The sequence below is a fragment of the Pantoea sp. RG18 genome (assembly GCF_025910075.1).
Taxonomy (GTDB): Bacteria; Pseudomonadota; Gammaproteobacteria; order Enterobacterales; family Enterobacteriaceae; genus Pantoea; species Pantoea agglomerans.
Window position 1 is genome coordinate 127,257 of record NZ_JAPCIL010000002.1, and the last position, 23,130, is coordinate 150,386.

Annotated in this window: 22 protein-coding genes; 17 read left to right on the forward strand and 5 right to left on the reverse strand. The window is 58.2% G+C overall.

Annotated elements, in window-relative coordinates:
* Positions 1-141: 141 nt before the first annotated feature.
* From fadI to sixA, 3 genes are all read left to right on the forward strand, one after another.
* Positions 142-1,452: an acetyl-CoA C-acyltransferase FadI gene (fadI, locus tag OK409_RS01160; RefSeq protein WP_258994910.1), complete on the forward strand. Its 1,311-nt coding sequence runs from the start codon at positions 142-144 to the stop codon at positions 1,450-1,452.
* A complete protein-coding gene (gene fadJ / locus OK409_RS01165; RefSeq protein ID WP_264366660.1) occupies positions 1,452-3,548 on the forward strand; it encodes a fatty acid oxidation complex subunit alpha FadJ in 2,097 nt (698 codons plus the stop codon). Before fadI ends, fadJ begins: the two co-directional genes overlap by 1 nt.
* 224 nt (positions 3,549-3,772) lie before the next feature.
* Positions 3,773-4,255, forward strand: a complete 483-nt coding sequence (gene sixA, locus OK409_RS01170) for a phosphohistidine phosphatase SixA (RefSeq protein WP_010257941.1) — start codon at positions 3,773-3,775, stop codon at positions 4,253-4,255.
* 29 nt (positions 4,256-4,284) lie between these two features.
* Here sixA and smrB read toward each other — a convergent pair whose 3' ends face one another.
* Positions 4,285-4,833 (reverse strand): endonuclease SmrB, encoded by a 549-nt coding sequence (smrB, locus tag OK409_RS01175; RefSeq protein ID WP_010257944.1) that lies wholly within the window; start codon positions 4,831-4,833, stop codon positions 4,285-4,287.
* Between the two features lie 159 nt (positions 4,834-4,992).
* Between smrB and prmB the strand changes: the two genes are divergently transcribed.
* Genes prmB through OK409_RS01205 form a run of 6 tightly spaced genes read left to right on the forward strand, consistent with a single transcriptional unit; the run spans position 4,993 to position 9,579 of the window.
* Positions 4,993-5,925, forward strand: a complete 933-nt coding sequence (gene prmB, locus OK409_RS01180; RefSeq protein WP_137240805.1) for a 50S ribosomal protein L3 N(5)-glutamine methyltransferase — start codon at positions 4,993-4,995, stop codon at positions 5,923-5,925.
* A gap of 45 nt (positions 5,926-5,970) precedes the next feature.
* Positions 5,971-7,056 carry a chorismate synthase gene (gene aroC / locus OK409_RS01185; RefSeq protein ID WP_010257950.1) on the forward strand — a complete coding sequence of 362 codons (1,086 nt, stop codon included), beginning with the start codon at positions 5,971-5,973 and terminating at the stop codon, positions 7,054-7,056.
* Positions 7,057-7,060: 4 nt separating this feature from the next.
* Positions 7,061-7,885: a penicillin-insensitive murein endopeptidase gene (mepA, locus tag OK409_RS01190; RefSeq protein ID WP_010257953.1), complete on the forward strand. Its 825-nt coding sequence runs from the start codon at positions 7,061-7,063 to the stop codon at positions 7,883-7,885.
* A gap of 8 nt (positions 7,886-7,893) precedes the next feature.
* Positions 7,894-8,697, forward strand: a complete 804-nt coding sequence (locus tag OK409_RS01195) for a sulfite exporter TauE/SafE family protein (RefSeq protein ID WP_010257955.1) — start codon at positions 7,894-7,896, stop codon at positions 8,695-8,697.
* Positions 8,698-8,716: 19 nt separating this feature from the next.
* A complete protein-coding gene (locus tag OK409_RS01200; protein ID WP_003854284.1) occupies positions 8,717-9,262 on the forward strand; it encodes an elongation factor P hydroxylase in 546 nt (181 codons plus the stop codon).
* A gap of 32 nt (positions 9,263-9,294) precedes the next feature.
* Positions 9,295-9,579: a YfcL family protein gene (locus tag OK409_RS01205; protein ID WP_010257960.1), complete on the forward strand. Its 285-nt coding sequence runs from the start codon at positions 9,295-9,297 to the stop codon at positions 9,577-9,579.
* Positions 9,580-9,612: 33 nt separating this feature from the next.
* Here the strand turns inward: OK409_RS01205 and mnmC are convergent, their stop codons facing one another.
* Positions 9,613-11,619, reverse strand: a complete 2,007-nt coding sequence (mnmC, locus tag OK409_RS01210) for a bifunctional tRNA (5-methylaminomethyl-2-thiouridine)(34)-methyltransferase MnmD/FAD-dependent 5-carboxymethylaminomethyl-2-thiouridine(34) oxidoreductase MnmC (RefSeq protein WP_264366661.1) — start codon at positions 11,617-11,619, stop codon at positions 9,613-9,615.
* Positions 11,620-11,773: 154 nt separating this feature from the next.
* On the opposite strand from mnmC, the gene fabB reads away from it, so the two are divergent.
* Positions 11,774-12,994 (forward strand): beta-ketoacyl-ACP synthase I, encoded by a 1,221-nt coding sequence (gene fabB / locus OK409_RS01215; RefSeq protein ID WP_010257968.1) that lies wholly within the window; start codon positions 11,774-11,776, stop codon positions 12,992-12,994.
* 85 nt (positions 12,995-13,079) lie between these two features.
* On the opposite strand, the gene OK409_RS01220 is transcribed toward fabB, so the two are convergent.
* The gene (locus tag OK409_RS01220; protein ID WP_089413977.1) at positions 13,080-14,504 is read right to left on the reverse strand and encodes a PLP-dependent aminotransferase family protein; all 1,425 of its coding nucleotides are present in this window, start codon (positions 14,502-14,504) and stop codon (positions 13,080-13,082) included.
* An 87-nt stretch (positions 14,505-14,591) separates the two neighbouring features.
* On the opposite strand from OK409_RS01220, the gene OK409_RS01225 reads away from it, so the two are divergent.
* Positions 14,592-15,035 (forward strand): rhodanese-like domain-containing protein, encoded by a 444-nt coding sequence (locus tag OK409_RS01225; RefSeq protein WP_010671442.1) that lies wholly within the window; start codon positions 14,592-14,594, stop codon positions 15,033-15,035.
* 1 nt (position 15,036) lies between these two features.
* On the opposite strand, the gene flk is transcribed toward OK409_RS01225, so the two are convergent.
* Positions 15,037-16,086, reverse strand: a complete 1,050-nt coding sequence (flk, locus tag OK409_RS01230; RefSeq protein WP_010257977.1) for a flagella biosynthesis regulator Flk — start codon at positions 16,084-16,086, stop codon at positions 15,037-15,039.
* 203 nt (positions 16,087-16,289) lie between these two features.
* Entirely contained in the window at positions 16,290-17,189 is a 900-nt protein-coding gene (locus OK409_RS01235; RefSeq protein WP_010671444.1) for a DMT family transporter, read from the reverse strand.
* A 97-nt stretch (positions 17,190-17,286) separates the two neighbouring features.
* Here OK409_RS01235 and OK409_RS01240 point away from each other — a divergent pair, with 97 nt between their 5' ends.
* The 6 genes from OK409_RS01240 (at position 17,287) to accD (ending at position 23,122) form a co-directional block, all read left to right on the forward strand.
* Positions 17,287-18,066: an AraC family transcriptional regulator gene (locus OK409_RS01240; RefSeq protein ID WP_010257982.1), complete on the forward strand. Its 780-nt coding sequence runs from the start codon at positions 17,287-17,289 to the stop codon at positions 18,064-18,066.
* A gap of 55 nt (positions 18,067-18,121) precedes the next feature.
* Complete coding sequence (gene pdxB, locus OK409_RS01245) at positions 18,122-19,255, forward strand: 4-phosphoerythronate dehydrogenase PdxB (protein WP_033778724.1); 1,134 nt, start codon at positions 18,122-18,124, stop codon at positions 19,253-19,255.
* 302 nt (positions 19,256-19,557) lie between these two features.
* Positions 19,558-20,565: an aspartate-semialdehyde dehydrogenase gene (locus OK409_RS01250; RefSeq protein WP_064703769.1), complete on the forward strand. Its 1,008-nt coding sequence runs from the start codon at positions 19,558-19,560 to the stop codon at positions 20,563-20,565.
* 2 nt (positions 20,566-20,567) lie between these two features.
* Positions 20,568-21,371, forward strand: a complete 804-nt coding sequence (gene truA / locus OK409_RS01255) for a tRNA pseudouridine(38-40) synthase TruA (RefSeq protein ID WP_008926481.1) — start codon at positions 20,568-20,570, stop codon at positions 21,369-21,371.
* A gap of 29 nt (positions 21,372-21,400) precedes the next feature.
* The gene (locus tag OK409_RS01260; RefSeq protein ID WP_010257990.1) at positions 21,401-22,063 is read left to right on the forward strand and encodes a DedA family protein; all 663 of its coding nucleotides are present in this window, start codon (positions 21,401-21,403) and stop codon (positions 22,061-22,063) included.
* Between the two features lie 144 nt (positions 22,064-22,207).
* Complete coding sequence (accD, locus tag OK409_RS01265; protein WP_010257992.1) at positions 22,208-23,122, forward strand: acetyl-CoA carboxylase, carboxyltransferase subunit beta; 915 nt, start codon at positions 22,208-22,210, stop codon at positions 23,120-23,122.
* The last annotated feature ends 8 nt before the right edge of the window (positions 23,123-23,130 follow it).

A 23,130-nucleotide genomic window follows, 5' to 3' on the forward strand; every position in this document is an offset into this window, starting at 1 on the left:
CACTGCGGCGTTTTTCATTTTCGTGTTTCCCTTCGCACTTTTTCCCTTCCGATATTGGCGGCTCACCCGCTTGTGGTTAACACTGATCAGGTCAGACCTCTTCAGGCAATGATGCCACAGTCCCAGCCACAGGTGAGAACAATGAGCAAAGCGCAGCCGCTGCTGACGCGTGATGGTGAACGCATCGCAATAACCCACGGATTACGCACCCCTTTCTTACGCCAGGCGACCGGCTTCCATGGCATTCCCGCCATTGAGCTGGGACGCATGGTGGTCAGCGAATTAATGGCGCGCAGTGAACTGCCGGCTGAGGTGATCGAGCAACTGGTCTTTGGGCAGGTGGTGCAGATGCCGGAAGCGCCGAACATTGCGCGTGAAATTGTATTAAGCAGCGGGTTGAGTGTGCATACCGATGCCTACAGCGTCAGCCGTGCCTGCGCCACCAGCTTTCAGGCGGTAGCGAATGTGGCAGAAAGTCTGCTGGCGGGCACCATCTCTGCCGGTATTGCCGGTGGCGCAGACTCTTCGTCGGTGTTGCCGATTGGGGTCAGTAAAACGCTGGCCCGCGCGCTGGTGGATCTCAATAAAGCCCGCAGCTTCGGTCAAAAACTGCACATCCTGCGGCGTCTGCGCCCGCGTGATCTGCTGCCGGTCCCGCCCGCAGTGGCGGAGTATTCGACCGGCCTGCGCATGGGCGACACTGCGGAGCAGATGGCTAAGAGTCACGGCATCACGCGCGAAGCACAGGATGCGCTGGCGCTGCGATCCCATCAGCATGCCGCAAGGGCCTGGCAATCCGGGGTACTGAATCAGGAAGTCATGGCAGCCTTTGTGCCGCCGTGGAAAAGCGCCATCGATCAGGACAATAACGTGCGGATGAACGCCAAAGCGGAGGATTACGCCCGACTGCGTCCGGCATTTGATCGCCAGCACGGCAGCGTCACCGCGGCTAACAGCACGCCTCTCACCGACGGCGCGGCGGCAGTGATTCTGATGCGCGAGGGCCGCGCCCGTGAACTGGGCATCAGGCCGCTGGGCTATCTGCGCAGCTACGCCTTTACCGCCATTGGTGTGCAGCAGGATATGCTGCTGGGCCCGGCATACGCTTCACCACTGGCACTGGATCGCGCCGGCATAACCCTGCCCGATCTGACGCTGATCGATATGCATGAAGCTTTTGCTGCCCAGACGCTGAGCAACCTGCACATGTTTCGCGACGAGCGCTTTGCCCGTGAAGTGCTGAATCGCCCACACGCGCTGGGCGAAGTGAATGAAGAGCGCTTTAACGTGCTGGGCGGATCGATCGCCTATGGTCATCCTTTTGCCGCCACGGGTGCGCGCATGATCACCCAGACGCTGAATGAATTACGCCGTCGTGGTGGCGGGTTAGGACTGGTCACGGCCTGCGCGGCAGGCGGCCTGGGTGCGGCAATGATTCTGGAGGCCGAATAATGGAGCAGAATGCGTTTCATCTGAAGATGCGACTGGATCACGTCGGCATCATTACGATCGATGTCCCTGGTGAAAAGATGAACACCCTGAAAGCGGAATTTGCCGGGCAGATCACCGCCATCATTGCGGAAGCGCGGCGCGATCCGCAACTGGCTGGCCTGGTGTTGATTTCCGGCAAAGCGGACAACTTCATCGCGGGCGCAGACATCAGCATGATTGACCGCTGTAAGAGCGCGCAGGAAGCCGAAGCGCTGGCAAAACAGGGCCAGGAAGTGATGGCTGCGCTCGACGCGCTGCCGTTCCCGGTGGTCGCGGCGATCCACGGCGCCTGCCTCGGCGGCGGACTGGAACTGGCGCTGGCCTGTGATGCCCGTATCTGCTCGCTGGATGATAAAACCCGCCTCGGTTTGCCGGAAGTGCAACTCGGCTTACTGCCAGGCTCTGGCGGCACTCAGCGGCTGCCACGCTTAATCGGCGTGCAGCAGGCGCTGCCACTGATTCTGACCGGCAAAGCCCTGCGGGCGAAACAGGCCCGTAAGCTGGGCGTGGTCGATGACGCGGTGCCGCATGCGATTCTGCTGGAGACCGCCATTGCCCGGGTGAAAAAGGGCAAGGTTAGTGGACGAACGCTGCCGCTGCGCGATCGTCTGCTGCATGGTCCGGTTGGCCGTCAGGCGCTGTTTGCGCTGGCGACCCGACAGACCGCAGCCAAAACGCAGGGTAACTATCCGGCAGCAAAACGCATTATTGAGGTGGTGCGCATCGGGCTGGAGCAGGGAAGTCGGGCCGGACATGAGGCTGAAGCACGCGCTTTTGGTGAGCTGGCGATGACGCCAGAATCTGTTGCGCTGCGCGGGATCTTTTTCGCGACTACGGCTATGAAAAAGGAGCGGGGCGGTGAAGCGGAACCCGGCACCGTTAAGCGTGTTGGTATCCTCGGCGGCGGCCTGATGGGCGGCGGCATCGCCAGCGTCACTGCAATCAACGCCGGGTTGCCGGTACGCATTAAAGATATCAGCCTGGAAGGGGTGAACCATGCGCTGAAAACCAGCTGGGAACTGCTGAGCAAAAAGGTTAAACGGCGCCAGCTCACTCCGGCACAGCATCAGCAGCAGATGGCACGTATCACGGGCGGCATCGATTATCAGGGCTTCTCACAGCGCGACGTGGTAATTGAAGCCGTATTCGAAGATTTAGCCCTGAAGCAGCAGATGGTCAGCGAAGTGGAGGCACACTGTCAGCCGCATACGCTGTTTGCCTCAAATACCTCTTCGCTGCCGATTGAGGCGATTGCCGCCGGCGCCCAGCGTCCTGAGAATGTCATCGGGCTGCACTATTTCAGTCCGGTAGAGAAAATGCCGCTGGTGGAGGTGATTCCTCATCTCAATACCTCTACCGCGACGCTGGTGACGATTGTGGCGCTGGCGCGCAACCAGGGTAAAACCCCGATTGTGGTGGCGGACAAGCCTGGCTTCTATGTTAACCGTATCCTGACGCCCTATATAAATGAAGCGATGCGCTGCCTGCTGGAGGGCGAACCGATTGACCATATTGATCGGGCGCTGGTGAAGTTTGGTTTCCCGGTCGGCCCGATTCAGCTGCTGGATGAGGTCGGTATCGACGTTGGCAGCAAAATCAGTCCCATCCTGTATCAGGCTTATGGTGAACGCTTTGCCGCGCCAGCCGCTTTTGATGCGGTGCTGAAAGATGGCCGCAAGGGACGTAAAAACAGCAAAGGCTTTTATCGCTATGACCAGCCGCGCTGGCAGCGTAAAAAACCGGACGCTTCGCTGTATACGTTGCTGAAAGTCTCGCCGCAGGCCAGGCAGAGTGAAGCGCAGATTGCTGAACGCTGCGTGATGATGATGCTGAACGAAGCGGCTCGCTGTCTTGATGAGCAGGTGGTTCGCTGCGCCCGCGATGGGGATATCGGTGCGGTGTTTGGCATCGGCTTTCCGCCTTTCTTAGGCGGCCCGTTCCACTACATGGACAAACTGGGCGCGACGGACGTGGTCAACAGATTAACCCGGCTTGCGCAGCAGCATGGCGAACGATTCATACCCTGTGAGGCGCTGATTCAGGCGGCTGCAAAATAGACGAAATTTTACATTTCTGCTGAAAATGGAATAACCAATCCGATTCAGCGGCTTAGAAAAGCGCCGCCAGAGTGTGCGGCGCAGCATGATTCTGAGAAGTGCTTATTTAATAAACAACCGGTTGACTATACTAAAGCCATTAGGGTAAAACACAGCGTTCATTCGCAGAGTGAAGAGTCAGGCGCTACGCGTCGGGCGATGTCGACAAACAACAGCGGTGCTTTATGCAAGTTTTTATCATGCGTCACGGCGATGCGGCTCTGGAAGCAGCCAGTGATTCAGTCAGGCCTTTAACCTTATGTGGCTGCAATGAATCACGTCAGATGGCCAACTGGCTTAACAGCCAGACGCCGGACATTGAGCGTGTCCTGGTGAGTCCCTATTTACGCGCGCAGCAAACGCTCGCGACCGTGCGTGAAGCCTTTCCCCTGCCAGAAAGCCAGGACGTTCTGCCGGAATTAACGCCGGGCGGCGATCCGGAGATGGTCGGGTGTTATCTGCAGGCCCTGGCGAATGAAGGCGTGAAATCGGCTCTGGTGATCTCACATTTACCGTTGGTGGGGTATTTAGTCTCTGAACTGTGCCCGCAGGAAGCACCGCCAATGTTTGCCACTTCCGCTATTGCCTGCGTGGAATTCGATCCCGCAGCGAGTGCCGGTAAACTGCTGTGGCAGGTCAGTCCCAAAAAGCTGGCTAAAGCAATCTGACGTCTGTGGGCCGATCATTCCGGCCCCTCTCAGGGCAATTCAGGCGGTTGCCACTCCTCAATCTCAATCAAAACCAGCAGCGCGGCGTCACCGCCGAACATTTTGGGTGCCTGATGAAAAGCCATCACCCACGGATGCTGGGCCAGCCACAGCGGCGTCTGCTGCTTCAGAATATGCTTTCCATGACCGGTCATGACGCTGGCGCAGAACAGATGTTCACGGCGGCAGGCGGCGATCAGTGCCCCCAGTTCCTGCTTGGCCTGCTGCTGCGTTAAGCCGTGCAGATCGAGGAAAATCTCCGGCGTATAGTCGCCACGACGTAATTTTTTCAGCTCAAAATGGCTGACATCGGCGCGCACGTAACGGGTGGCACCTTCCGTTGAGAGCAGTGGCTGAAACTCATCCGAAAAGTAATGACTGTTGTCCGCCTGCTCTGAAAGCAGACGTTTTACCGGGATGTGGCGGGTTTTAACCGGCGCTTTGTGGACAAACGTGTCCTGTTTTAACTGGCGTGTACCCGTCATCAACTGGCGAAACAGCGCCTGGTCATCCGGGCTTAGTGGTGTTTTTTTACTCATGGCAGGTCAGTCATATCAGAAAAGGCTGTCACACAGCAGAGCCGATACCTTACCGTTAAGCGTCATTAAATGTCAGCTTTTTCACCTCGCTGCGCTGAATTCTCCCCGGCTTCATGGCACACTACTGGCCGATTTAGCAAAAGGCCTGCGGAGGGCTACGTGGACAAAATTTTCGTCGATGAGGCAGTGAACGAACTGCACACCATTCAGGACATGCTGCGCTGGGCGGTCAGCCGCTTTTCCGCTGCCGGAATCTGGTACGGACATGGCACAGACAATCCCTGGGACGAAGCCGTTCAACTGGTCCTGCCGTCACTCTGGCTGCCGCTGGATATTCCTGAAGATATGCGCAATGCGCGTCTGACCGCCAGCGAACGTCTTCTGATCGTTGAGCGCGTCATTCGTCGCGTTAACGAGCGCATTCCGGTCGCCTATCTGACCAATAAAGCCTGGTTCTGCGGCCACGAGTTCTTTGTTGATGAGCGCGTGCTGGTGCCGCGTTCACCGATTGGCGAACTGATTGAGAACCGCTTTGCCGGTCTGGTCAGCTCGCCACCCCATCATATTCTGGATATGTGTACCGGCAGCGGCTGCATCGCGATTGCCTGCGCCTATGCCTTCCCGGAAGCGGAAGTGGACGCGGTGGATATCTCCACCGGTGCGCTGGCGGTTGCTGAGCAGAACATTGAAGAACATGGCCTGATTCATCAGGTTACGCCGATTCGCGCTGACCTGTTCCGCGAATTGCCACCGCTGAAATATGATCTGATCGTCACCAATCCACCGTATGTTGATGCGGAAGATATGGATGATCTGCCGAACGAATATCGCCACGAACCAGAGCTGGGGCTGGCGGCAGGCAGCGACGGCCTGAAGCTGGTGCGTCGCATTCTGGCCTGTGCACCGGATTATCTCAGCGAGCAGGGCGTCCTGGTCTGCGAAGTGGGTAACAGTATGGTGCACATGATCGAGCAGTATCCCGATGTGCCCTTTACCTGGCTGGAATTCGACAACGGCGGTGACGGCGTCTTTACGCTGACGCGCCAGCAGATTGTCGACGCACAACACCATTTCTCTTTTTACAAAGACTAAAAATGGGGCGAAGCATCGCCCGCGGAACCCTGAGAAGGAAATAGCATGGCCGGAAACAGCATCGGGCAATTTTTTCGAGTAACGACCTTTGGCGAGTCCCATGGGCTTGCGCTGGGCTGTATCGTTGACGGCGTGCCGCCAGGCATTCCGCTGACCGAAGCGGATATTCAGCATGATCTTGATCGCCGCCGCCCTGGCACATCGCGCTATACCACGCAGCGCCGCGAGCCGGATCAGGTGAAAATTTTGTCCGGTGTGTTTGAGGGGGTGACCACCGGCACCTCGATTGGCCTGCTGATTGAGAACACCGATCAGCGTTCGCAGGATTACGGCGCTATCAAAGATCTCTTCCGGCCGGGCCATGCTGATTACACCTATGAGCAGAAATATGGTCAGCGTGACTATCGTGGCGGTGGCCGCTCGTCGGCGCGCGAAACCGCGATGCGCGTGGCGGCCGGTGCGATAGCCAAGAAATACCTGCAGATGAAACACGGTGTGGTGGTGCGCGGCTATCTGTCACAGATTGGTGACATCGCCTGTGAGCTGAAAGACTGGAGCATCGTGGAAGAGAATCCGTTCTTCTGCCCGGATGCGGACAAGCTGGAGGCGCTGGATGAACTGATGCGCGGCCTGAAAAAAGAGGGCGACTCTATTGGCGCTAAAGTCACGGTCATGGCAGATCACGTGCCGCCAGGCCTGGGCGAGCCGGTATTTGACCGACTGGATGCCGATCTGGCACATGCGCTGATGAGCATCAATGCCGTTAAAGGCGTTGAAATCGGCGACGGCTTTGCGGTGGTTAACCAGCGCGGCAGCCAGCATCGCGACGAGATCCGCCACGATGGTTTCCAGAGCAACCACGCCGGGGGGATTCTGGGCGGCATCAGCAGCGGCCAGACCATCAGCGCCAATCTGGCGATGAAACCAACCTCCAGCATCACCGTGCCGGGTAAAACCATTACCCGCGACGGCGAAGAAGTGGAGATGATCACCAAAGGCCGCCACGATCCCTGCGTCGGGATCCGCGCAGTGCCGATCGCCGAGGCGATGATGGCGATCGTCCTGATGGATCATCTGCTGCGCCAGCGGGCGCAGAACGGTGACGTTAACAGCTCCGTACCGCGCTGGTGATGCCATGAAGGCTCTTCTGCTTACCCTGAGTGCGCTGTTGATCAGCGCCTCCAGCCTGGCGGCGACGCCGTGGCAACGCATCCAGCAGCCGATTACCGGTGCACCGCAGTCAATCGGCGGCTTTGCCAACGGCTGTATTGTTGGCGCCGAGGCGCTGCCGCTGAATTCACCGCACTATCAGGTGATGCGTCAGGATCAGCGGCGCTACTTTGGTCATCCCGATCTGATTCAGTTTATTCAGCGTCTCAGTACGCAGGTGCATAACCTGCAACTGGGCAACGTGCTGATTGGTGACATGGGCATGGCAGCAGGCGGACGTTTCAGCAGTGGTCACGCCAGCCATCAGACCGGACTGGATGTCGATATCTGGCTGCAACTGCCGAAAACCCGCTGGAGCGCCCAGCAACTGCTGAAGCCGCAGCCGCTCGATCTGGTCGGGCCGGGTGACAAAAATGTGATTGCGCGTCACTGGCAGCCAGAAATTGATAGCCTGATTAAACTGGCCGCCAAAGATGATGATGTGACACGGATCTTCGTCAATCCGGCGATTAAAAAGCAGCTTTGTGCCGATGCGGGTAACGATCGTGACTGGCTGCGTAAAGTGCGCCCGTGGTTTGCTCACCGTGCCCATATGCATGTGCGCCTGCGCTGCCCGGCGGGCAGTATCGGCTGTGAAGATCAGCCTGCACCGCCTGCTGGCGATGGCTGTGGCGCAGAGCTGCAGAGCTGGTTCCTGCCGAAACAGCCTGGTTCGGGCGCGCCGGTTAAACGTGAGCCGCCGCCATTACCGCCTGCCTGTCAGGCCCTGCTGGATAAACATCTACTGTAAGGGATTCCATGGATTGGTTTGTGGTCAGCCCGCTGCTCGTCGGGCTGCTGTTTTTAATCGCCATGCTCGCCGGTTTTATTGATTCAATCGCGGGTGGCGGGGGATTACTTACGGTACCTTCGTTGCTGGCGGCGGGCCTCTCTCCGGCCCAGGCGCTGGCGACCAATAAACTGCAATCGGTCGGTGGATCGTTTTCCGCCAGTCTCTACTTTATCCGGCGTGGTGCGGTCAATCTGAATGAACAGTGGCTGAACATTGCCATGACGCTGCTGGGTTCTGTGCTGGGCGCGATACTGATTCAGCGCCTGCAGGCGGATTTCCTGCGCCAGATGCTGCCGCTGTTTTTAATCGCTATCGGTCTGTGGTTCCTGCTGATGCCGCGCCTCGGCGAAGTGGATCGCGCGCGCCGTCTGCATGGTCTGGCCTTTGCCCTGGTCGGCGGCGGGGCTGTGGGATTCTATGACGGATTTTTCGGACCGGGTGCAGGATCTTTTTATGCGCTGGCTTTCGTCACGCTCTGCGGCTACAACCTTGCCAAAGCGACCGCCCATGCCAAGGTCCTCAACTTCACCTCGAACCTCGGCAGCCTGCTGTTCTTTATGTTCGGCGGCAAAGTAGTGTGGGGAACCGGCCTGATCATGATGCTCGGCGCTTTCTGCGGCGCGCGTCTGGGCGCAAGACTGGTGCTGAGCCGCGGACAGAAGCTGATCCGCCCGATGGTGGTGATTGTGTCTGCCGTCATGAGCATTAAATTACTGTGGGACAGCCATGGCAGCGCCGTTATGGCCTGGCTTGCCACGCTGCAATCGTAACCTAAAACCTGATACCGTCATGAACCCGACTCATCATTATGAACAGCTGATCACGCTGTTTGATCGCTGTTTCAGCGATGAATTTCAGACCCGTCTAATTAAAGGCGATGATGAACCGATCTATCTTCCTGCTGATGCCGAATCGCCGTGGAACCGTGTGGTCTTTGCTCACGGCTTCTACGCCAGCGCCCTGCATGAGATCTCTCACTGGTGCATCGCCGGTGAAGCGCGCCGCAAACTGGTCGATTTTGGCTACTGGTACTGTCCGGATGGCCGCGATGCGCTGACCCAGAGTCAGTTTGAAGCGGTGGAAGTTAAGCCACAGGCGCTTGAGTGGATGTTTTGTACGGCGGCAGGCTTTCCCTTCAACGTGAGTTGTGACAATCTCGACGGGGATTGTGAGCCGGATCGCATTGCGTTCCAGCGTAAAGTGCATGCTCAGGTCATGAGCTATCTGACGTCGGGCATTCCCGACCGTCCCGCGCGTTTTATTACCGCCCTGGCGGAATTTTATGGCAGGCCTTCATTAACAGCATCGCAGTTTCCCTGGCCGGACGATCTGTGATGCAGAAAGGCATTATTAAAAGAGGAATTGAGATGATCGCAGAATTTGAAGCGCGTATTCTGGCCCTGATTGACGACATGGTCGAGCATGCCAGTGACGATGAGCTGTTCGCCAGCGGTTATCTGCGCGGGCATCTGACACTGGCCGTCGCTGAAGTGGAGCAACTGGGCGAACATACGCCAGAAGCGCTGCAGATTCAGGTGACCCGCAGTTTGCAAAATGCCATTGCTGCCGGAGAACTTTCGCCGCGCGATCAGGCATTAGTGGTCGGGATGTGGGATAACCTGTTTGTTCAGGCACGCCAGCTCTCCGCGTAGTGGTGCAGGGCGGCGTGCCGCCCTTAGCGTCCGCTAAACGGCTTTTCCCTTCAGTAATTTCCTCACCCAGTAACGATTCGGATTGAGTGCTGCCAGGGTACTGGCATCCAGAGGCTGCGGCTCGCCCGCCAGCTGAGCTGCCAGTACTTCGGCCGCCAGCGGCGCACTGCACAGGCCGCGCGATCCCAGCGCCCCAAACAGATACAAGCCCGCAAGATCGGGTGCGTCAGCGATATCGCCGCCTGCCGCCTGCTGTGCCGGTAAATCAGCATACTGCGCCAGCGTAGCAGCATAATCCGGCACGCCGCCCACCATCGGCAGGTGATCCCGGGTGGCGCAGCGCACCCCCATTCTTGCCTCTCCGTTACTGACATCCACCGTTTCGGCCCAGCTGCTGTCAGGCAGGCAATGCAGCAGGCGGCTGCGGTTCTGCTGCTGATCCTCTTCCCGATACGCGGTTGCGGTATTGCCACGGTGATAGCTGGCCCCGATACAGTGCGTACCAAACTGCGGGCTGACAGGCGTCAGATAGCCGTCGTAACAGAGCACCGTTTGCAGCGCGTTGAGGCCCGGCGTGGAGGGAACATGGCTTACCTGACCGGCCACCGGATAGGTCGGCAGCGGGGCGCTTTGCGCAAAGTCGGCAATCGCATGACCGTTTGCCAGTACGACGGTCGGATGACGCACAGCCGGACGATCGCTGAACGTCAGCGTCCAGTGATCATCCTCCCGGGAAAGCGCGCTCACCCGGTGCAGCCAGTGAATGCGCAATCCCTGGGTCTCGCCATGCGCCAGCATCGCGGTGGTCAGCTCTGCCGGTGAGAGCCAGCCGCCTTGCGGATAGAAAATGCCGCCACAGCCATGTTCAACATTTGCCCGTTTTTCAGCTTCTGCCACATCGACGCCACAGGCGATGATTTCAGGCAGGTCCATCGCCAGCATCTGATCGATCTTCTTACGGCTTTTCTCATCCCAGCCCAGCTGCAGCACACCGCTCCAGTGATGCTCATAGGTGACGGTTAATTGATCATAGAGCCGCCGGGCAAAGCTGAAGGCCGAGGGAAAAAAGGTGGCAAGTGCAGGGTCGTGCTGATTGAGCAGCGGATAGAGCGCTCCCTGACGATTGCCGGATGCGCCCAGTGCGGGCGCCTCATCGGCGCAATAAAGTGTTACCCGCCAGCCGCGACGCAGCAGCGCCAGCGCCAGGGTGGCACTGGCGACGCCGCCGCCAATAAGAGCCACATCACGCTGCTCCGCACATTGACGATGATACCAGGGCTGCGCGGCGGGCAGCGGAGGCGCATCCTGCAACGGCCCGCATAGCATTTCGCGCTTCGGACCAAATCCTTTGCGGCGGATGACCGCAAAGCCCGCCTGCTGCAGACCGCGCCGGACAATACCTGCGGCCGTAAAGGTCGCGAAGGTCCCCTGCGGCCGCGCCAGTTTTGCCATCATGCCAAACAGCTCCGGCGTCCACATATCCGGGTTCTTTGAGGGCGCGAACCCATCCAGGAACCAGGCATCCACCTGACGATTCAGGCTCTCATCCAGCTGGCCCATCAGCAGGTTAATATCGCCCAGCCACAGGTCGAGCGTGATGCGGCCGCCATCAAACAGCAGACGCTGACAGCCGGGCAGGGCAGCGGGCCACTGCGCCTGCAGCGCCTCCGCCCAGGGGGCCAGTTCGGGCCAGTGCTGCTGCGCCGCAGTTAAATCTTCACGGGTTAACGGAAATTTCTCAAAGCTGATGAAATGCAGACGTTTTAAAGTGGCGTCGGGCTGTTCGCGCTGAAACGCATCGAACGCCTGCCACAGCGTCAGGAAATTAAGACCGGTGCCAAAACCGCTCTCCGCCACGATCAGCAGATCGCGCGGATGCTCAGTAAAACGCTGGGGAAAACCGTTGCCGCCAAGGAAGACATAGCGTGTCTCTTCCAGACCGTTGTCATTAGAGAAATAGACATCGCCAAACGCTCGGGAAACAGGTGTACCCTGTTCATTCCAGTTTAGCTTTGCATGTTCAACCGGGGTCAATTTCACGGTAAAGGCTCGTTTTTCAGGCAGTGGCGCGATTCTAGCGACCCGCGTGACATGACGCAAATTTACAAAAGGAAATAGCTGATCGGACTTGTTCGGCGTACAAGTGTACGCTAGAGTGCATGCCAATTAAGAAGAAGTGGATGAGGAAGATTGAATGAAACGTGCTGTGATTACTGGCTTAGGGATCGTTTCCAGTATTGGTAATAACCAGCAGGAGGTGCTGTCATCTCTGCGTGAAGGACGCTCTGGCATCACCTTTTCTGAAGAGATGAAAGATTCCGGCATGCGTAGTCACGTCTGGGGTAACGTTAAATTAGATACCACCGGCCTCATCGATCGCAAAGTTGTGCGCTTTATGAGTGATGCGTCCATCTATGCTTATCTTTCCATGGAAGAAGCGATTAAAGATTCTGGCCTTAGCGCTGAAGCGTATCAGAGCAACCCACGTGTGGGTCTGATTGCGGGTTCAGGCGGCGGCTCCCCACGTTTCCAGGTATTTGGTGCTGACGCAATGCGCAGCCCACGCGGCCTGAAAGCGGTTGGCCCTTATGTTGTCACCAAAGCGATGGCCTCTGGCGTCTCTGCCTGCCTCGCAACGCCATTCAAAATTCATGGCGTAAACTACTCCATTAGCTCCGCCTGTGCCACCTCTGCGCACTGTATCGGTAACGCCGTTGAGCAGATCCAGCTTGGCAAACAGGATATCGTTTTTGCGGGCGGCGGCGAAGAGCTGTGCTGGGAAATGGCCTGTGAGTTCGACGCCATGGGCGCGCTCTCTACCCGTTACAACGACACGCCAGAAAAAGCGTCACGCACTTATGACAATGAGCGCGACGGCTTTGTTATCGCCGGTGGCGGTGGCATGGTCGTCGTTGAAGAACTGGAGCATGCGCTGGCACGTGGTGCGCATATCTATGCCGAAATCGTCGGTTATGGTGCCACTTCAGACGGTGCAGACATGGTTGCTCCATCAGGTGAAGGCGCAGTGCGCTGCATGAAGATGGCGATGCACGGTGTCGATACCCCGATTGACTATCTGAACAGCCACGGAACCTCTACCCCGGTGGGTGATGTGAAAGAGCTGGGTGCGATTCGTGAAGTGTTTGGCGATAACACGCCATACATCTCAGCAACGAAAGCGATGACCGGCCACTCTCTGGGTGCGGCTGGCGTGCAGGAAGCGATCTACTCGCTGCTGATGCTGGAGCATGGCTTTATCGCGCCAAGCATCAACATCACCTCGCTTGATGCGGCAGCAACCGGTATGAACATCGTCACTGAGCCGATGGAAAAAGAGCTGACTACCGTGATGTCTAACAGCTTTGGTTTTGGCGGCACCAACGCCACGCTGACCATGCGTAAATATCAGGCGTAATTATTACGTCAGCACTCTGAAGGGCCGGCTTGCCGGCCCTTTTTGTTTTACAGCCCATCCGCTTTACCTCGTTCAACCCTCCGTTTTAGCCCTCCCGCTGCAGCAGCCGCAGCAATGTATCGCATCCTGCCACAATCTCGTCAGGCGTCAGTGCGGCAAAGCCCAGCATCCAGCCTTGCTGAGATGAAGGCCCGGCATAGAGCGGACTCAGACGCGGCAGCAGCAAACCCTGTTGAGCCGCCAATGCGCTTAATCGCGCTTCATCCTGTTGCAGTCTGACAGTTACCTGTAATCCGCCGCTGCTGACAATCGGCGTGATCCACGGCGACAGTTGCTGAGCGATTAGCGTCAGCAGCAGATCGCGACGGCTGTGATAGAGCTGACGCATCAGCCGCAGATGGCTGGCGAAATGTCCCTGTTGCAGAAAGGCGGCTGTGACAGCCTGCGGCAGCAGGGCGCTGTGTCCATCCAGCACGCTGCGTGCCTGGCCTATGGGGGTAATCAGCGCGGGCGGGACCACCATCCAGGCCAGCCGCAGGGAGGGAAACAGCGACTTCGAGAAGGTGCCCAGCGTAATCACCCGCTGATGGCGATCCAGTCCCTGTAGCGCAGGGATAGGACGTTCGTCGTAGTGAAATTCGCTGTCATAATCGTCTTCGATCAGCCAGCACCGGTTGCGCTGCGCCCAGTCCAGCCACGCCAGGCGTCGCGTCAGGCTCAGCGTCACGCCGGTAGGGTAATGATGCGATGGCGTCAGATACATCAGTTTTGCACTGCCGCTGGCGGGGATGGCACCTTCGGCATCGACCTCAATCCCGCGCACCTGTGCGCCGGCAGCCAGAAAGGCGTTACGCGCACCAGGATAGCCCGGCTCCTCCATCCATACCTCATCACCGGGATCGACGAACATCAAAGCCAGTAACTGCAGTGCCTGTTGTGAACTGGTCAGAATGATCACCTGTTCCGGCTGGCATGCCACGCCCCGGGAAAGTGCCAGATAATCCGCGAGTGCGCTGCGTAACGGCAGGTAGCCGCAGGGATCGCCATATCCCATTGCGGCACTGCCCAGTGAACGCTGCACGCTGCTGCCGAGGCGTCGCCACGTGTCATGGGGAAAAGCGCGTAACTCCGGTGAACCGGCGGCGAATGCATGGGGAAAAGGGGGATCCTGACAGCCACCGGTTGCCAGTACCTGCTGGCCCCGCGCCGAGAAACGGACGGGCTGAGGCCGGGCCGGAAATGATGATGAGTGGGTGGGGATGATGATGGCAACAAAAGTACCGCGACCGGTCTCGCGTCGCAGATAGCCTTCACTTTCCAGCTGTCCGTAGGCCGCTTCCACCGTCACACGTGACAGACGCAGATCCTGCGCCAGCTGCCGACTGGACGGCAACTGCTGACCAGCATGCAGATGGTGCCGGTTGATCGCCAGTCGCAGGGTAGAGCAGAGCCGCTCGCGCACGCCGCCACTGGTCTGATGCTGGAAAAGTTGTAATAACGGTGAAGACATATGGGTCTTATACCTGATGGGGAATGGGTATCAGTAAGCAGTCCACTTTGCCGTAAACTGCAGACTCACCACAACAGGAGAATCGCTATGTCATCGGTTTTACGAATTCCGGCCGCCACCCCGCAGCAAAGCCTCGACTATCTGCAGGCAAAACTCGCTTTTTACACCGACGCCTGGGATCTGGCGGAAGATCTGGGGCGGCAAATCCCGGATATCGTGGTAATCGATGCTCGCGCACCGGAGGCTTATCGCGCCGGGCATATTTGCGGCGCGATCAACTTTCCGCATCGCGAGATGGATGCCACTACCACGGCCCGGCTCGATCGCAGCAAAGTTTATGTCACGTATTGTGACGGCATTGGCTGTAACGGCTCGACGAAAGCGGCCTGGAAACTGGCCTCGCTGGGATTTCAGGTGAAGGAGTTGATTGGCGGGCTGGATTTCTGGAAACGTGACGGTCATCCGCTGACCTGGGGTGATGCACCGGGCGAATGGCCAGTCGCCGCGCCCAAAGCATTCTGTGGCTGTTAACTCAGAGGACCACCCAGAGTAAAAGGGTGATGACGACCAGTGCGACAAAGAAGCCCAGCAGGGGGCGCTCTGCCAGAGGCTGAATCGCGGGCGGCAGCGACGCAACAAAGGGTGACCAGATCGGCTGGGGTTTTATCTCGCTGGCAGCCAGCGGCTGTTCGAGAAGTTTTTCTGCCCGGTCGGCGCGCCGGCTGAACAGGAAGTTCAGCAGATCCTGGGTCTGCGTTACGGTGAGCACCGTCTGCGGTGTCGCCTGAAAACGCTGCTGGCTGTAATCCTCCAGTTGCTGCCGCTCCTGCTGATCAAGCGGCTGTTTCAGGGACGCTTCCAGCAATTGCAGCGTCGGTGCACTGTGCTGACTCAACGTCTGGCGCACCTGCAGATACTGGGTCAGCAGCGGGAAGTGGCGCGACGGGATGGGATCACCGCTGGTGAGGTTGACCAGTTTCAGCGCAGCCGTCCACAGCTTACCGGTGGATTCGCCAGTGGCAGCGGCCAGGCGTACCACCTGCTGATTCAGCGTATGGTGCTCGGCAGGCAGCAGCGTGCGATCGCTGACGCGGATCTGCTGCGGCTGAGGAATCGTCATCTGCCCGTTCTGCAGCATCGTCAGCACCTGGCGCAGCTGATCCTGGCTCAGCGCGCTCAGTACGGTCTGACCAAATTGCTGACGGATAAAGTCGCTGACGGCCTGACGGTTATTCCCTTTCGGCAGCAGATCGGTGAGCTGGGTCATCAGCTGGCGTGTGGCATGCCCATTTTGCGTCTGCGTAAGGCGGCCATTAAGGTACTGTTCCGCTGCCGGAAAATGACGCGACTGCAACTCCGCTTCACTTTTTACGCCCACTTCATGGCGTACGCCCGCCCACAGTTCAGGCGCTTTAAGATTACTGAGCGATGAGATACGCACGATCAGGCGTTCTAACGTCGTGCGCTGCGCAGGGGAGAGGGGCTGTTCACCGGCCACTGAACCGTGACGCGTAACGCCAGTTTGCGGATTGACAGATGAACGATCGCCGACCGGCACACCGGGGCCGCTGAGTGGTTGCATGGCGGATTCCTTGGGAAAACAGAACAGCGTGGGGTGCGCCGGAAAATGAATAGGCCATGATAGCAAAAGCCCCCGGGAAATCCCACGGGGGACATGCGTTTCGGCGCGAGATTTACGCTTCAGCTGTAGCCTCTCTTCACTGCCATCCTCAACAGTACCCTCACTCGCCACAGCCGCTACCCGTAATCTGCCGGCCGCGCTATTCAGGGCAGCGGGTGACTCACCGGTTTACGGCGGGTTAAGGGGGTACGCAGCCGCTGCGCCAGTATCACACCGCCAAGCGTCAGACCGCCGCCAATCCAGTGGTAACTGTGTAGTTGCTCATGCAGAAAAATCACCGCGATCACCGCGGTAAATACCGGGATCAGATTCATAAAGATACTGGTGGTGCTGGCACCCAGACGCTGCACACCGTGGATCCACAGGAACGGCGCGATGATCGAAGCAAACAGACCGGCAAAGGCCACCAGCGGCAGGTTGTGTCGGTTAAGCGCCACCTCGGGGGCCAGCAGAAAACCAGGCAGCAGCAGAACGACGCCAAATAAAATCTGCACATACAGGCTTTGCCAGATCGGCAGCGGCAGTGCCCAGCGTCGTGTCAGCACGCCATACAGCGCATAGGCGGCGGAGGCGGCCAGCATCAGCAGTTCACCTTTGCCCAGACCGTGATTCAGCAGCTGCATCACGTTGCCCTCACTGACCAGCCACACCAGACCGGTAAAGGAGATGATGCTGCCGAGCAGGATGCCCAGCGTCGGCGCAATCCGTAGGATCACCACGCTCAGCAGCACGGTGAGCAGGGGGATGAGGGCGCCGATAATGCCCATAAAGAGTGCGCTGACACTTTGTGCTGCGTAGTAGGCGAGACTCTGATAGAGCACCATGCCGAGCAGGCCAAGGATCGCCAGCCGCCAGAGGTGCGGTTTAATGACCTGACGCGTGCGCCAGACGCCGGGCAGCACAAAGGGCGTCAGCACCAGCAGCGCCAGTAACCAGCGGTAGAATGAGATCGCCGCCGGATCGATCGCATCCGCCGAGAGTTTGCTGACAATTGAGTTGATCGACCAGATTATTACCGCAAAGAGCGGGTACAGGAAAAACATGCTGACTCTCCACACGCCATAATGAGGCGCAGTGTACGCTTGTCCGGATTTATTCAGATAGTTAATATCGGACAAAATTAGTTGTGGAGCGGACAGAATGACCCTGAAAGTGATCTACCAGCCGCCCCTTGACGCGCCGCAACTGCGCTACTTTATGCGTTATGAGCAGGCCAATGCCCGCACCGAATATCTGCCGCATGCGCATGCCTGGGGTCAGCTCATTATGGTGAAAAGCCACGTACTGGAGATGCAGGTCGAGGGTGAGCGATTGCTGACACCGGCAGATATTCCGGTCTGGATCCCACCGGGTCAGCTTCATAGTAGCTATAACCATCGTCAGGCACAGTTCCGTACCTTTAATCTGGCGGCTCCGTTATGCGCCGATCTGCCCCGGCGCGCCTGCCTGCTGCTGGTCGATCCCATTGCACATGCCATTATGGATGAGTTTGCTGAGCAGCAAATCGAGCAACCCGAAACGGATGCGCAGTGGCGGCTGTGCGAGGTGCTGCGCGATCGCCTGCAGCTGGCGCAGGTACAGGAGAGTTATCTGCCCACCTCTGACGATAAATTTCTGGCGCCGGTGTTACATGCGCTGGAAGCGCATCCGGGCGATAACACCACGCTGGCAGGCTGGGCGGCGCGGGTCTTTACCACCGAACGGACGCTGGCGCGTCGCTGCCAGCAGCAGCTTCATATGACCTTTGGCGAGTGGCGGCAGCGGCTGCGGTTTCTGCGCGCCATTGTGCTGCTGGAGCAGGGGGAAAGCGTGCAGAGCATCGCCCATGAGCTGGGATACAGTTCAGCTTCGGCACTGATTGTGATGTTCCAGCAACAGGCGGGAACCACGCCCGAACGCTACCGTGCGCGGTTAGGCTAACGCGTCGCTTTGTGCCAGAATAATTGCCTGATATGTAACTGACAGGAAAGCCGTGGTGAAAATTCTGGTCGATGAAAATATGCCTTATGCCCGTGAGCTATTCAGCCGTACCGGCGACGTGGTCGCGGTGCCGGGGCGTCCGCTGCCGGTGGCTGAACTGGCCGATGCCGATGGCCTGATGGTGCGCTCAGTCACCCAGGTTAATGAGGCCCTGCTGGCAGGAAAGCCGGTGAAATTTGTCGGAACCGCCACGGCGGGCACCGATCATATCGACGAGAACTGGCTGCAGCAGGCGGGCATTGCGTTCTCTGCCGCACCCGGCTGTAACGCCATTGCGGTGGTGGAGTATGTTTTTTCTGCGCTGCTGCTGCTGGCGGAACGCGATGGTTTCCAGCTGCGTGACCGCACTGTCGGCATCGTTGGCGTCGGTAACGTCGGTGGGCGACTGCAAAAGCGTCTTGAGGCCTGGGGCATCAAAACCCTGCTGTGCGATCCGCCGCGCGCCGATCGCGGTGACGAGGGGGATTTCCTGTCGCTGGAGGCTGTGACAGAGCAGGCTGATATTCTGACGTTCCATACGCCGCTGTTTAAAGAGGGCCCGTATAAAAGCTGGCATCTGGCGGATGCGGCGCTGCTGATGGCGCTAAAGCCTAATACTATTCTGATCAACGCCTGTCGCGGCCCAGTGGTGGACAACAGCGCGCTGCTGGAGGTGCTGAAAATGCGGCACGATCTTAGCGTCGTGCTGGATGTCTGGGAGCCGGAGCCGGATCTGTCGCTGGCGCTGCTGGATAAGGTCGATATCGCCACGCCGCACATCGCGGGCTACACGCTGGAAGGCAAAGCGCGCGGCACCACCCAGGTGTTTGAAGCCTGGTGCGACTTTATTGGTCAGCCGCAGCAGGTGCCGCTCAGTACCTTACTGCCGGTGCCGGAATTCAGTGAAATCACCCTGAATGGCCCGCTGGATCAGCCAACGCTGAAACGCCTGGCGCATCTGGTGTATGATGTGCGCCGCGATGATGCCCCCCTGCGTAAAGTGGCGGCGAAACCCGGCGAGTTTGATCGCCTGCGCAAGCAGTATCAGGAGCGCCGCGAGTGGTCATCGCTGCAGGTGAACTGCGATGACGCCACAACCGCTGAGCTGCTGAACCAGCTGGGCTTTAACGCAATCATCTCCCCGGAATAGCGGGCGCTACAGGTCAGGCGCCCTGGCGCGATTTCTGCACTGAATTAATCAGTGAACGGAAGGCGCGCGCTGCTGGCATGTCTGCATGACGGCGGGTTCTGGGGGGATATACCCAATGGATTTCGGGTTGCATTGAGGCGGCAAGAGAACGAATCCCGATGAGCTTACTCATGTAAGTGATTCGGGTGAGTGAACGCAGCCAACAAAGATGCAACGTGAAAGACGACGGGGATAAATCTGAATCCCTGGGCGGTGAATATCACCGCCTTCTGTTTTTATGTCATTGTCTGGAGTAAACCAACATGTCTGACGGCTGGAATATTGCGCTACTTGGCGCGACAGGCGCAGTAGGGAACGCTGTACTGGAACTGCTGGCGGAACGCCAGTTCCCGGTTGGTGAATTATATTTGCTGGCCAGCGAAAACAGCGCGGGCGAAATCAAACGTTTCGAAGGCCGCTCGGTGCGGGTCGAAAATGCGGAGACGTTCGACTGGTCACAGGCGCAGCTGGCCTTTTTCGTGGCGGGACGTGACGCCTCGGCGCGCTTTGCCGAGGAAGCGGCCAATGCCGGTTGTCTGGTGATCGACAGCAGCGAGCTGTTTGCGCTGGAACCCGATGTGCCGCTGGTGGTGCCGGATGTGAATCCGCAGGTGCTGGCAGATTATCGCAATCGCAACATCATCAGCGTGGCGGATAACCTGGTAAGCCAGCTGCTGACCGCAATTAAACCGCTGGTGGATGCAGCCGGATTGAGTCGTTTACAGGTGACTAACCTGATCTCAGTCTCCAGCTACGGCAAAGTGGCTGTCGATGCGCTGGCCGGGGAAAGTGCCCGCCTGCTGAACGGTATTCCGGCCGATGAACACCATTTTGGTCGTCAGCTGGCGTTTAACCTGATGCCACAACAGGCCGACGCAGAAGGCAGCGTGGAGAGTGAGCGTCGCCTGATTGATCAGGTGCGTAAGGTATTGCAGGACGAAGGCTTACCAATCGCGGTCAGCAGCGTACAGGCTCCGGTGTTCTACGGTAATGCGCAGATTGTGCATATCGAAAACCTGCGCCCGCTCTCTGCGGAAGAAGCGCGTGCCGAACTGGCGCTGGCGTCAGATATTCGTCTTAGCGAAGAGGATGAAGTGCCGACGCCGGTCACGGATGCCTCAGGCAACGGCGAACTGAGCATCGGCGCTGTGCGCAACGACTACGGTATCCCCGAACTGCTGCAGTTCTGGTCAGTGGCGGACAACATTCGTTTTGGCGGCGCACTGATGGCGGTGAAAACCGCTGAGAAACTGGTTCAGGAGTATCTGTAACCATGTCCGATGGTCAGACGCAAAAACTGGCGCTCGGCATCGAGTATGACGGCAGCCGTTACTACGGCTGGCAGCGTCAGAATGAAGTCCGCAGCGTGCAGGAGAAGGTTGAGCGCGCGCTGTCGAAAGTCGCCGATCATCCGGTCAGCATTTTTTGTGCTGGCCGCACCGATGCAGGCGTACACGGGACGGGGCAGGTGGTCCATTTCGAGACCACCTCGCAGCGGCCTGATGGCGCCTGGACGCTGGGCGTCAACGCTAATCTGCCGCCGGATATTGCGGTGCGCTGGGTGAAAGCGGTGCCGGATGAATTTCATGCCCGCTTCAGCGCCACGGCCCGACGCTATCGCTACCTGATCTACAATCAGCGCCTGCGTCCGGCAGTGCTGGCGCAGGGCGTGACGCACTTTTACCATCCTCTGGATGCAGAGAAAATGCAGCGAGCCGGGCAGTGTTTGTTAGGCGAGAATGATTTCACCTCATTCCGAGCCGTGCAGTGCCAGTCGCGTACACCGTGGCGCAACGTGATTCACCTCAACGTGACGCGTCAGGGCCCCTACGTGATTGTGGATATCAAAGCCAACGCCTTTGTGCATCACATGGTGCGCAATATCGTGGGCAGCCTGATGGAGATAGGCTGCGGCAATAAGCCGGAGTCATGGATGGCAACGCTGCTGGCGGCGAAGGATCGGACATTAGCCGCAGCCACAGCCCGGGCAGAGGGGTTGTATCTGGTGGCGGTGGATTACCCATCCCACTTTGCGTTACCACAGCCGTCGATGGGACCGTTGTTCCTCGCGGATTAATTCACTTTCAGGACTTAAAAGGGCGCGCCATGGAGTTTCTCCATTTTCTGGTTGATTTTATTCTGCACATTGATGTGCATCTTGCCGAACTGGTTGCACAGTACGGTATCTGGATTTACGCTATTTTGTTCCTGATTTTGTTCTGCGAAACCGGTCTGGTGGTGACGCCCTTCCTGCCGGGTGACTCGTTGCTGTTTGTGGCGGGCGCACTGGCGGCGTTGCCGGGTAACGATCTTAATGTGCATGTGATGGTGGCATTATTAGTGGTGGCCGCGGTTCTGGGCGATGCAGTGAACTACACCATTGGCCGCCTGTTTGGCGAACGGTTGTTCAGTAACCCGAACTCGAAGATTTTCCGTCGCAGCCATCTGGATAAAACCCATGCGTTTTATGCCCGTCATGGCGGAAAAACCATTATCCTGGCGCGCTTCGTGCCGATCGTGCGAACCTTTGCGCCGTTTGTTGCCGGTATGGGCCATATGTCCTATCGCCACTTCGCGCTGTTCAACGTAACGGGTGCGCTGCTCTGGGTGCTGCTGTTCTCCTATGCCGGCTACCTGTTTGGCGATCTGCCGGTGGTGCAGGAAAACCTGAAGCTGCTGATTGTGGGCATTATCCTGGTCTCGATTCTGCCAGGTGTGATTGAAGTCTGGCGTCATCGCCGTCAGGCTAAGCAGCAGAAGCAGCCGTAAGGCTGCGCTCAGGGGTAAGACCAGATTTTTATCCACAGTCTGAACAGGTTGTGGTTTAATGAGCGACATTTACCGTCTGCTGAAGCGGTTTTCAGCAGTATCAAGACGACTGGACCAGGTCAGTTTTAAACAGAAAGGTCATCAATGAGCTGGATTGAACGCATTCTTAATAAAAGCACCGGAACACCTGTGCGCAAAGCCAGTATCCCGGAAGGGGTCTGGACCAAGTGTGACAGCTGTGGTCAGGTGCTCTACCGCGCCGAGCTGGAGCGTAATCTTGAGGTCTGCCCGAAGTGTGACCATCACATGCGGATGCACGCACGTGAGCGCCTAGGCAGTGTCCTCGATCAGGGCACGATGGTTGAGCTGGGTAGTGAACTTGAACCTAAAGATCTGCTCAAGTTCCGTGACTCCAAAAAGTACAAAGATCGTCTGATCGCGGCCCAGAAAGACACCGGTGAGAAAGATGCGCTGGTGGTCATGAAAGGTCAGCTGCACGGCATGCCGGTTGTTGCGGCGGCCTTTGAATTTGCCTTTATGGGCGGTTCAATGGGCTCTGTGGTCGGTGCGCGTTTTGTACGTGCGGTTGAGCAGGCGTTAGAAGATAACTGCCCGCTGATCTGCTTCTCCGCCAGCGGCGGGGCGCGTATGCAGGAAGCGCTGCAGTCGCTGATGCAGATGGCGAAAACCAGTGCGGCACTGGCAAAAATGCGTGAGCGCGGTCTGCCTTATATTTCCGTGCTGACTGACCCGACTATGGGTGGTGTTTCGGCCAGTTTTGCCATGCTGGGCGACCTCAATATCGCGGAACCTAAAGCACTGATTGGCTTTGCCGGCCCACGCGTTATTGAGCAGACCGTGCGTGAAAAACTGCCGCCGGGCTTCCAGCGCAGTGAGTTCCTGATTGAAAAGGGCGCGATTGATATGATCATTCGCCGTCCGGAAATGCGCTACAAACTGGCAAGCCTGCTGGCAAAAATGATGAACCTGCCGGCACCGCTGCATGATGGTGAACAGTCCGCTCCGGCGACGACTGAATCGGAAAGCAACGAGGCCTGACAGGAGAT

What these genes read in the sequence shown, in the direction of transcription:
- fadI (WP_258994910.1), top strand. Translation starts at nt 142, where the DNA reads ATGAGCAAAGCGCAGCCGCTGCTGACGCGTGATGGTGAACGCATCGCA.
- fadJ (WP_264366660.1), top strand. Translation starts at nt 1,452, where the DNA reads ATGGAGCAGAATGCGTTTCATCTGAAGATGCGACTGGATCACGTCGGC.
- sixA (WP_010257941.1), top strand. Translation starts at nt 3,773, where the DNA reads ATGCAAGTTTTTATCATGCGTCACGGCGATGCGGCTCTGGAAGCAGCC.
- smrB (WP_010257944.1), bottom strand. Translation starts at nt 4,833, where the DNA reads ATGAGTAAAAAAACACCACTAAGCCCGGATGACCAGGCGCTGTTTCGC.
- aroC (WP_010257950.1), top strand. Translation starts at nt 5,971, where the DNA reads ATGGCCGGAAACAGCATCGGGCAATTTTTTCGAGTAACGACCTTTGGC.
- mepA (WP_010257953.1), top strand. Translation starts at nt 7,061, where the DNA reads ATGAAGGCTCTTCTGCTTACCCTGAGTGCGCTGTTGATCAGCGCCTCC.
- OK409_RS01195 (WP_010257955.1), top strand. Translation starts at nt 7,894, where the DNA reads ATGGATTGGTTTGTGGTCAGCCCGCTGCTCGTCGGGCTGCTGTTTTTA.
- OK409_RS01200 (WP_003854284.1), top strand. Translation starts at nt 8,717, where the DNA reads ATGAACCCGACTCATCATTATGAACAGCTGATCACGCTGTTTGATCGC.
- OK409_RS01205 (WP_010257960.1), top strand. Translation starts at nt 9,295, where the DNA reads ATGATCGCAGAATTTGAAGCGCGTATTCTGGCCCTGATTGACGACATG.
- fabB (WP_010257968.1), top strand. Translation starts at nt 11,774, where the DNA reads ATGAAACGTGCTGTGATTACTGGCTTAGGGATCGTTTCCAGTATTGGT.
- OK409_RS01220 (WP_089413977.1), bottom strand. Translation starts at nt 14,504, where the DNA reads ATGTCTTCACCGTTATTACAACTTTTCCAGCATCAGACCAGTGGCGGC.
- OK409_RS01225 (WP_010671442.1), top strand. Translation starts at nt 14,592, where the DNA reads ATGTCATCGGTTTTACGAATTCCGGCCGCCACCCCGCAGCAAAGCCTC.
- flk (WP_010257977.1), bottom strand. Translation starts at nt 16,086, where the DNA reads ATGCAACCACTCAGCGGCCCCGGTGTGCCGGTCGGCGATCGTTCATCT.
- OK409_RS01235 (WP_010671444.1), bottom strand. Translation starts at nt 17,189, where the DNA reads ATGTTTTTCCTGTACCCGCTCTTTGCGGTAATAATCTGGTCGATCAAC.
- OK409_RS01240 (WP_010257982.1), top strand. Translation starts at nt 17,287, where the DNA reads ATGACCCTGAAAGTGATCTACCAGCCGCCCCTTGACGCGCCGCAACTG.
- OK409_RS01250 (WP_064703769.1), top strand. Translation starts at nt 19,558, where the DNA reads ATGTCTGACGGCTGGAATATTGCGCTACTTGGCGCGACAGGCGCAGTA.
- truA (WP_008926481.1), top strand. Translation starts at nt 20,568, where the DNA reads ATGTCCGATGGTCAGACGCAAAAACTGGCGCTCGGCATCGAGTATGAC.
- OK409_RS01260 (WP_010257990.1), top strand. Translation starts at nt 21,401, where the DNA reads ATGGAGTTTCTCCATTTTCTGGTTGATTTTATTCTGCACATTGATGTG.
- accD (WP_010257992.1), top strand. Translation starts at nt 22,208, where the DNA reads ATGAGCTGGATTGAACGCATTCTTAATAAAAGCACCGGAACACCTGTG.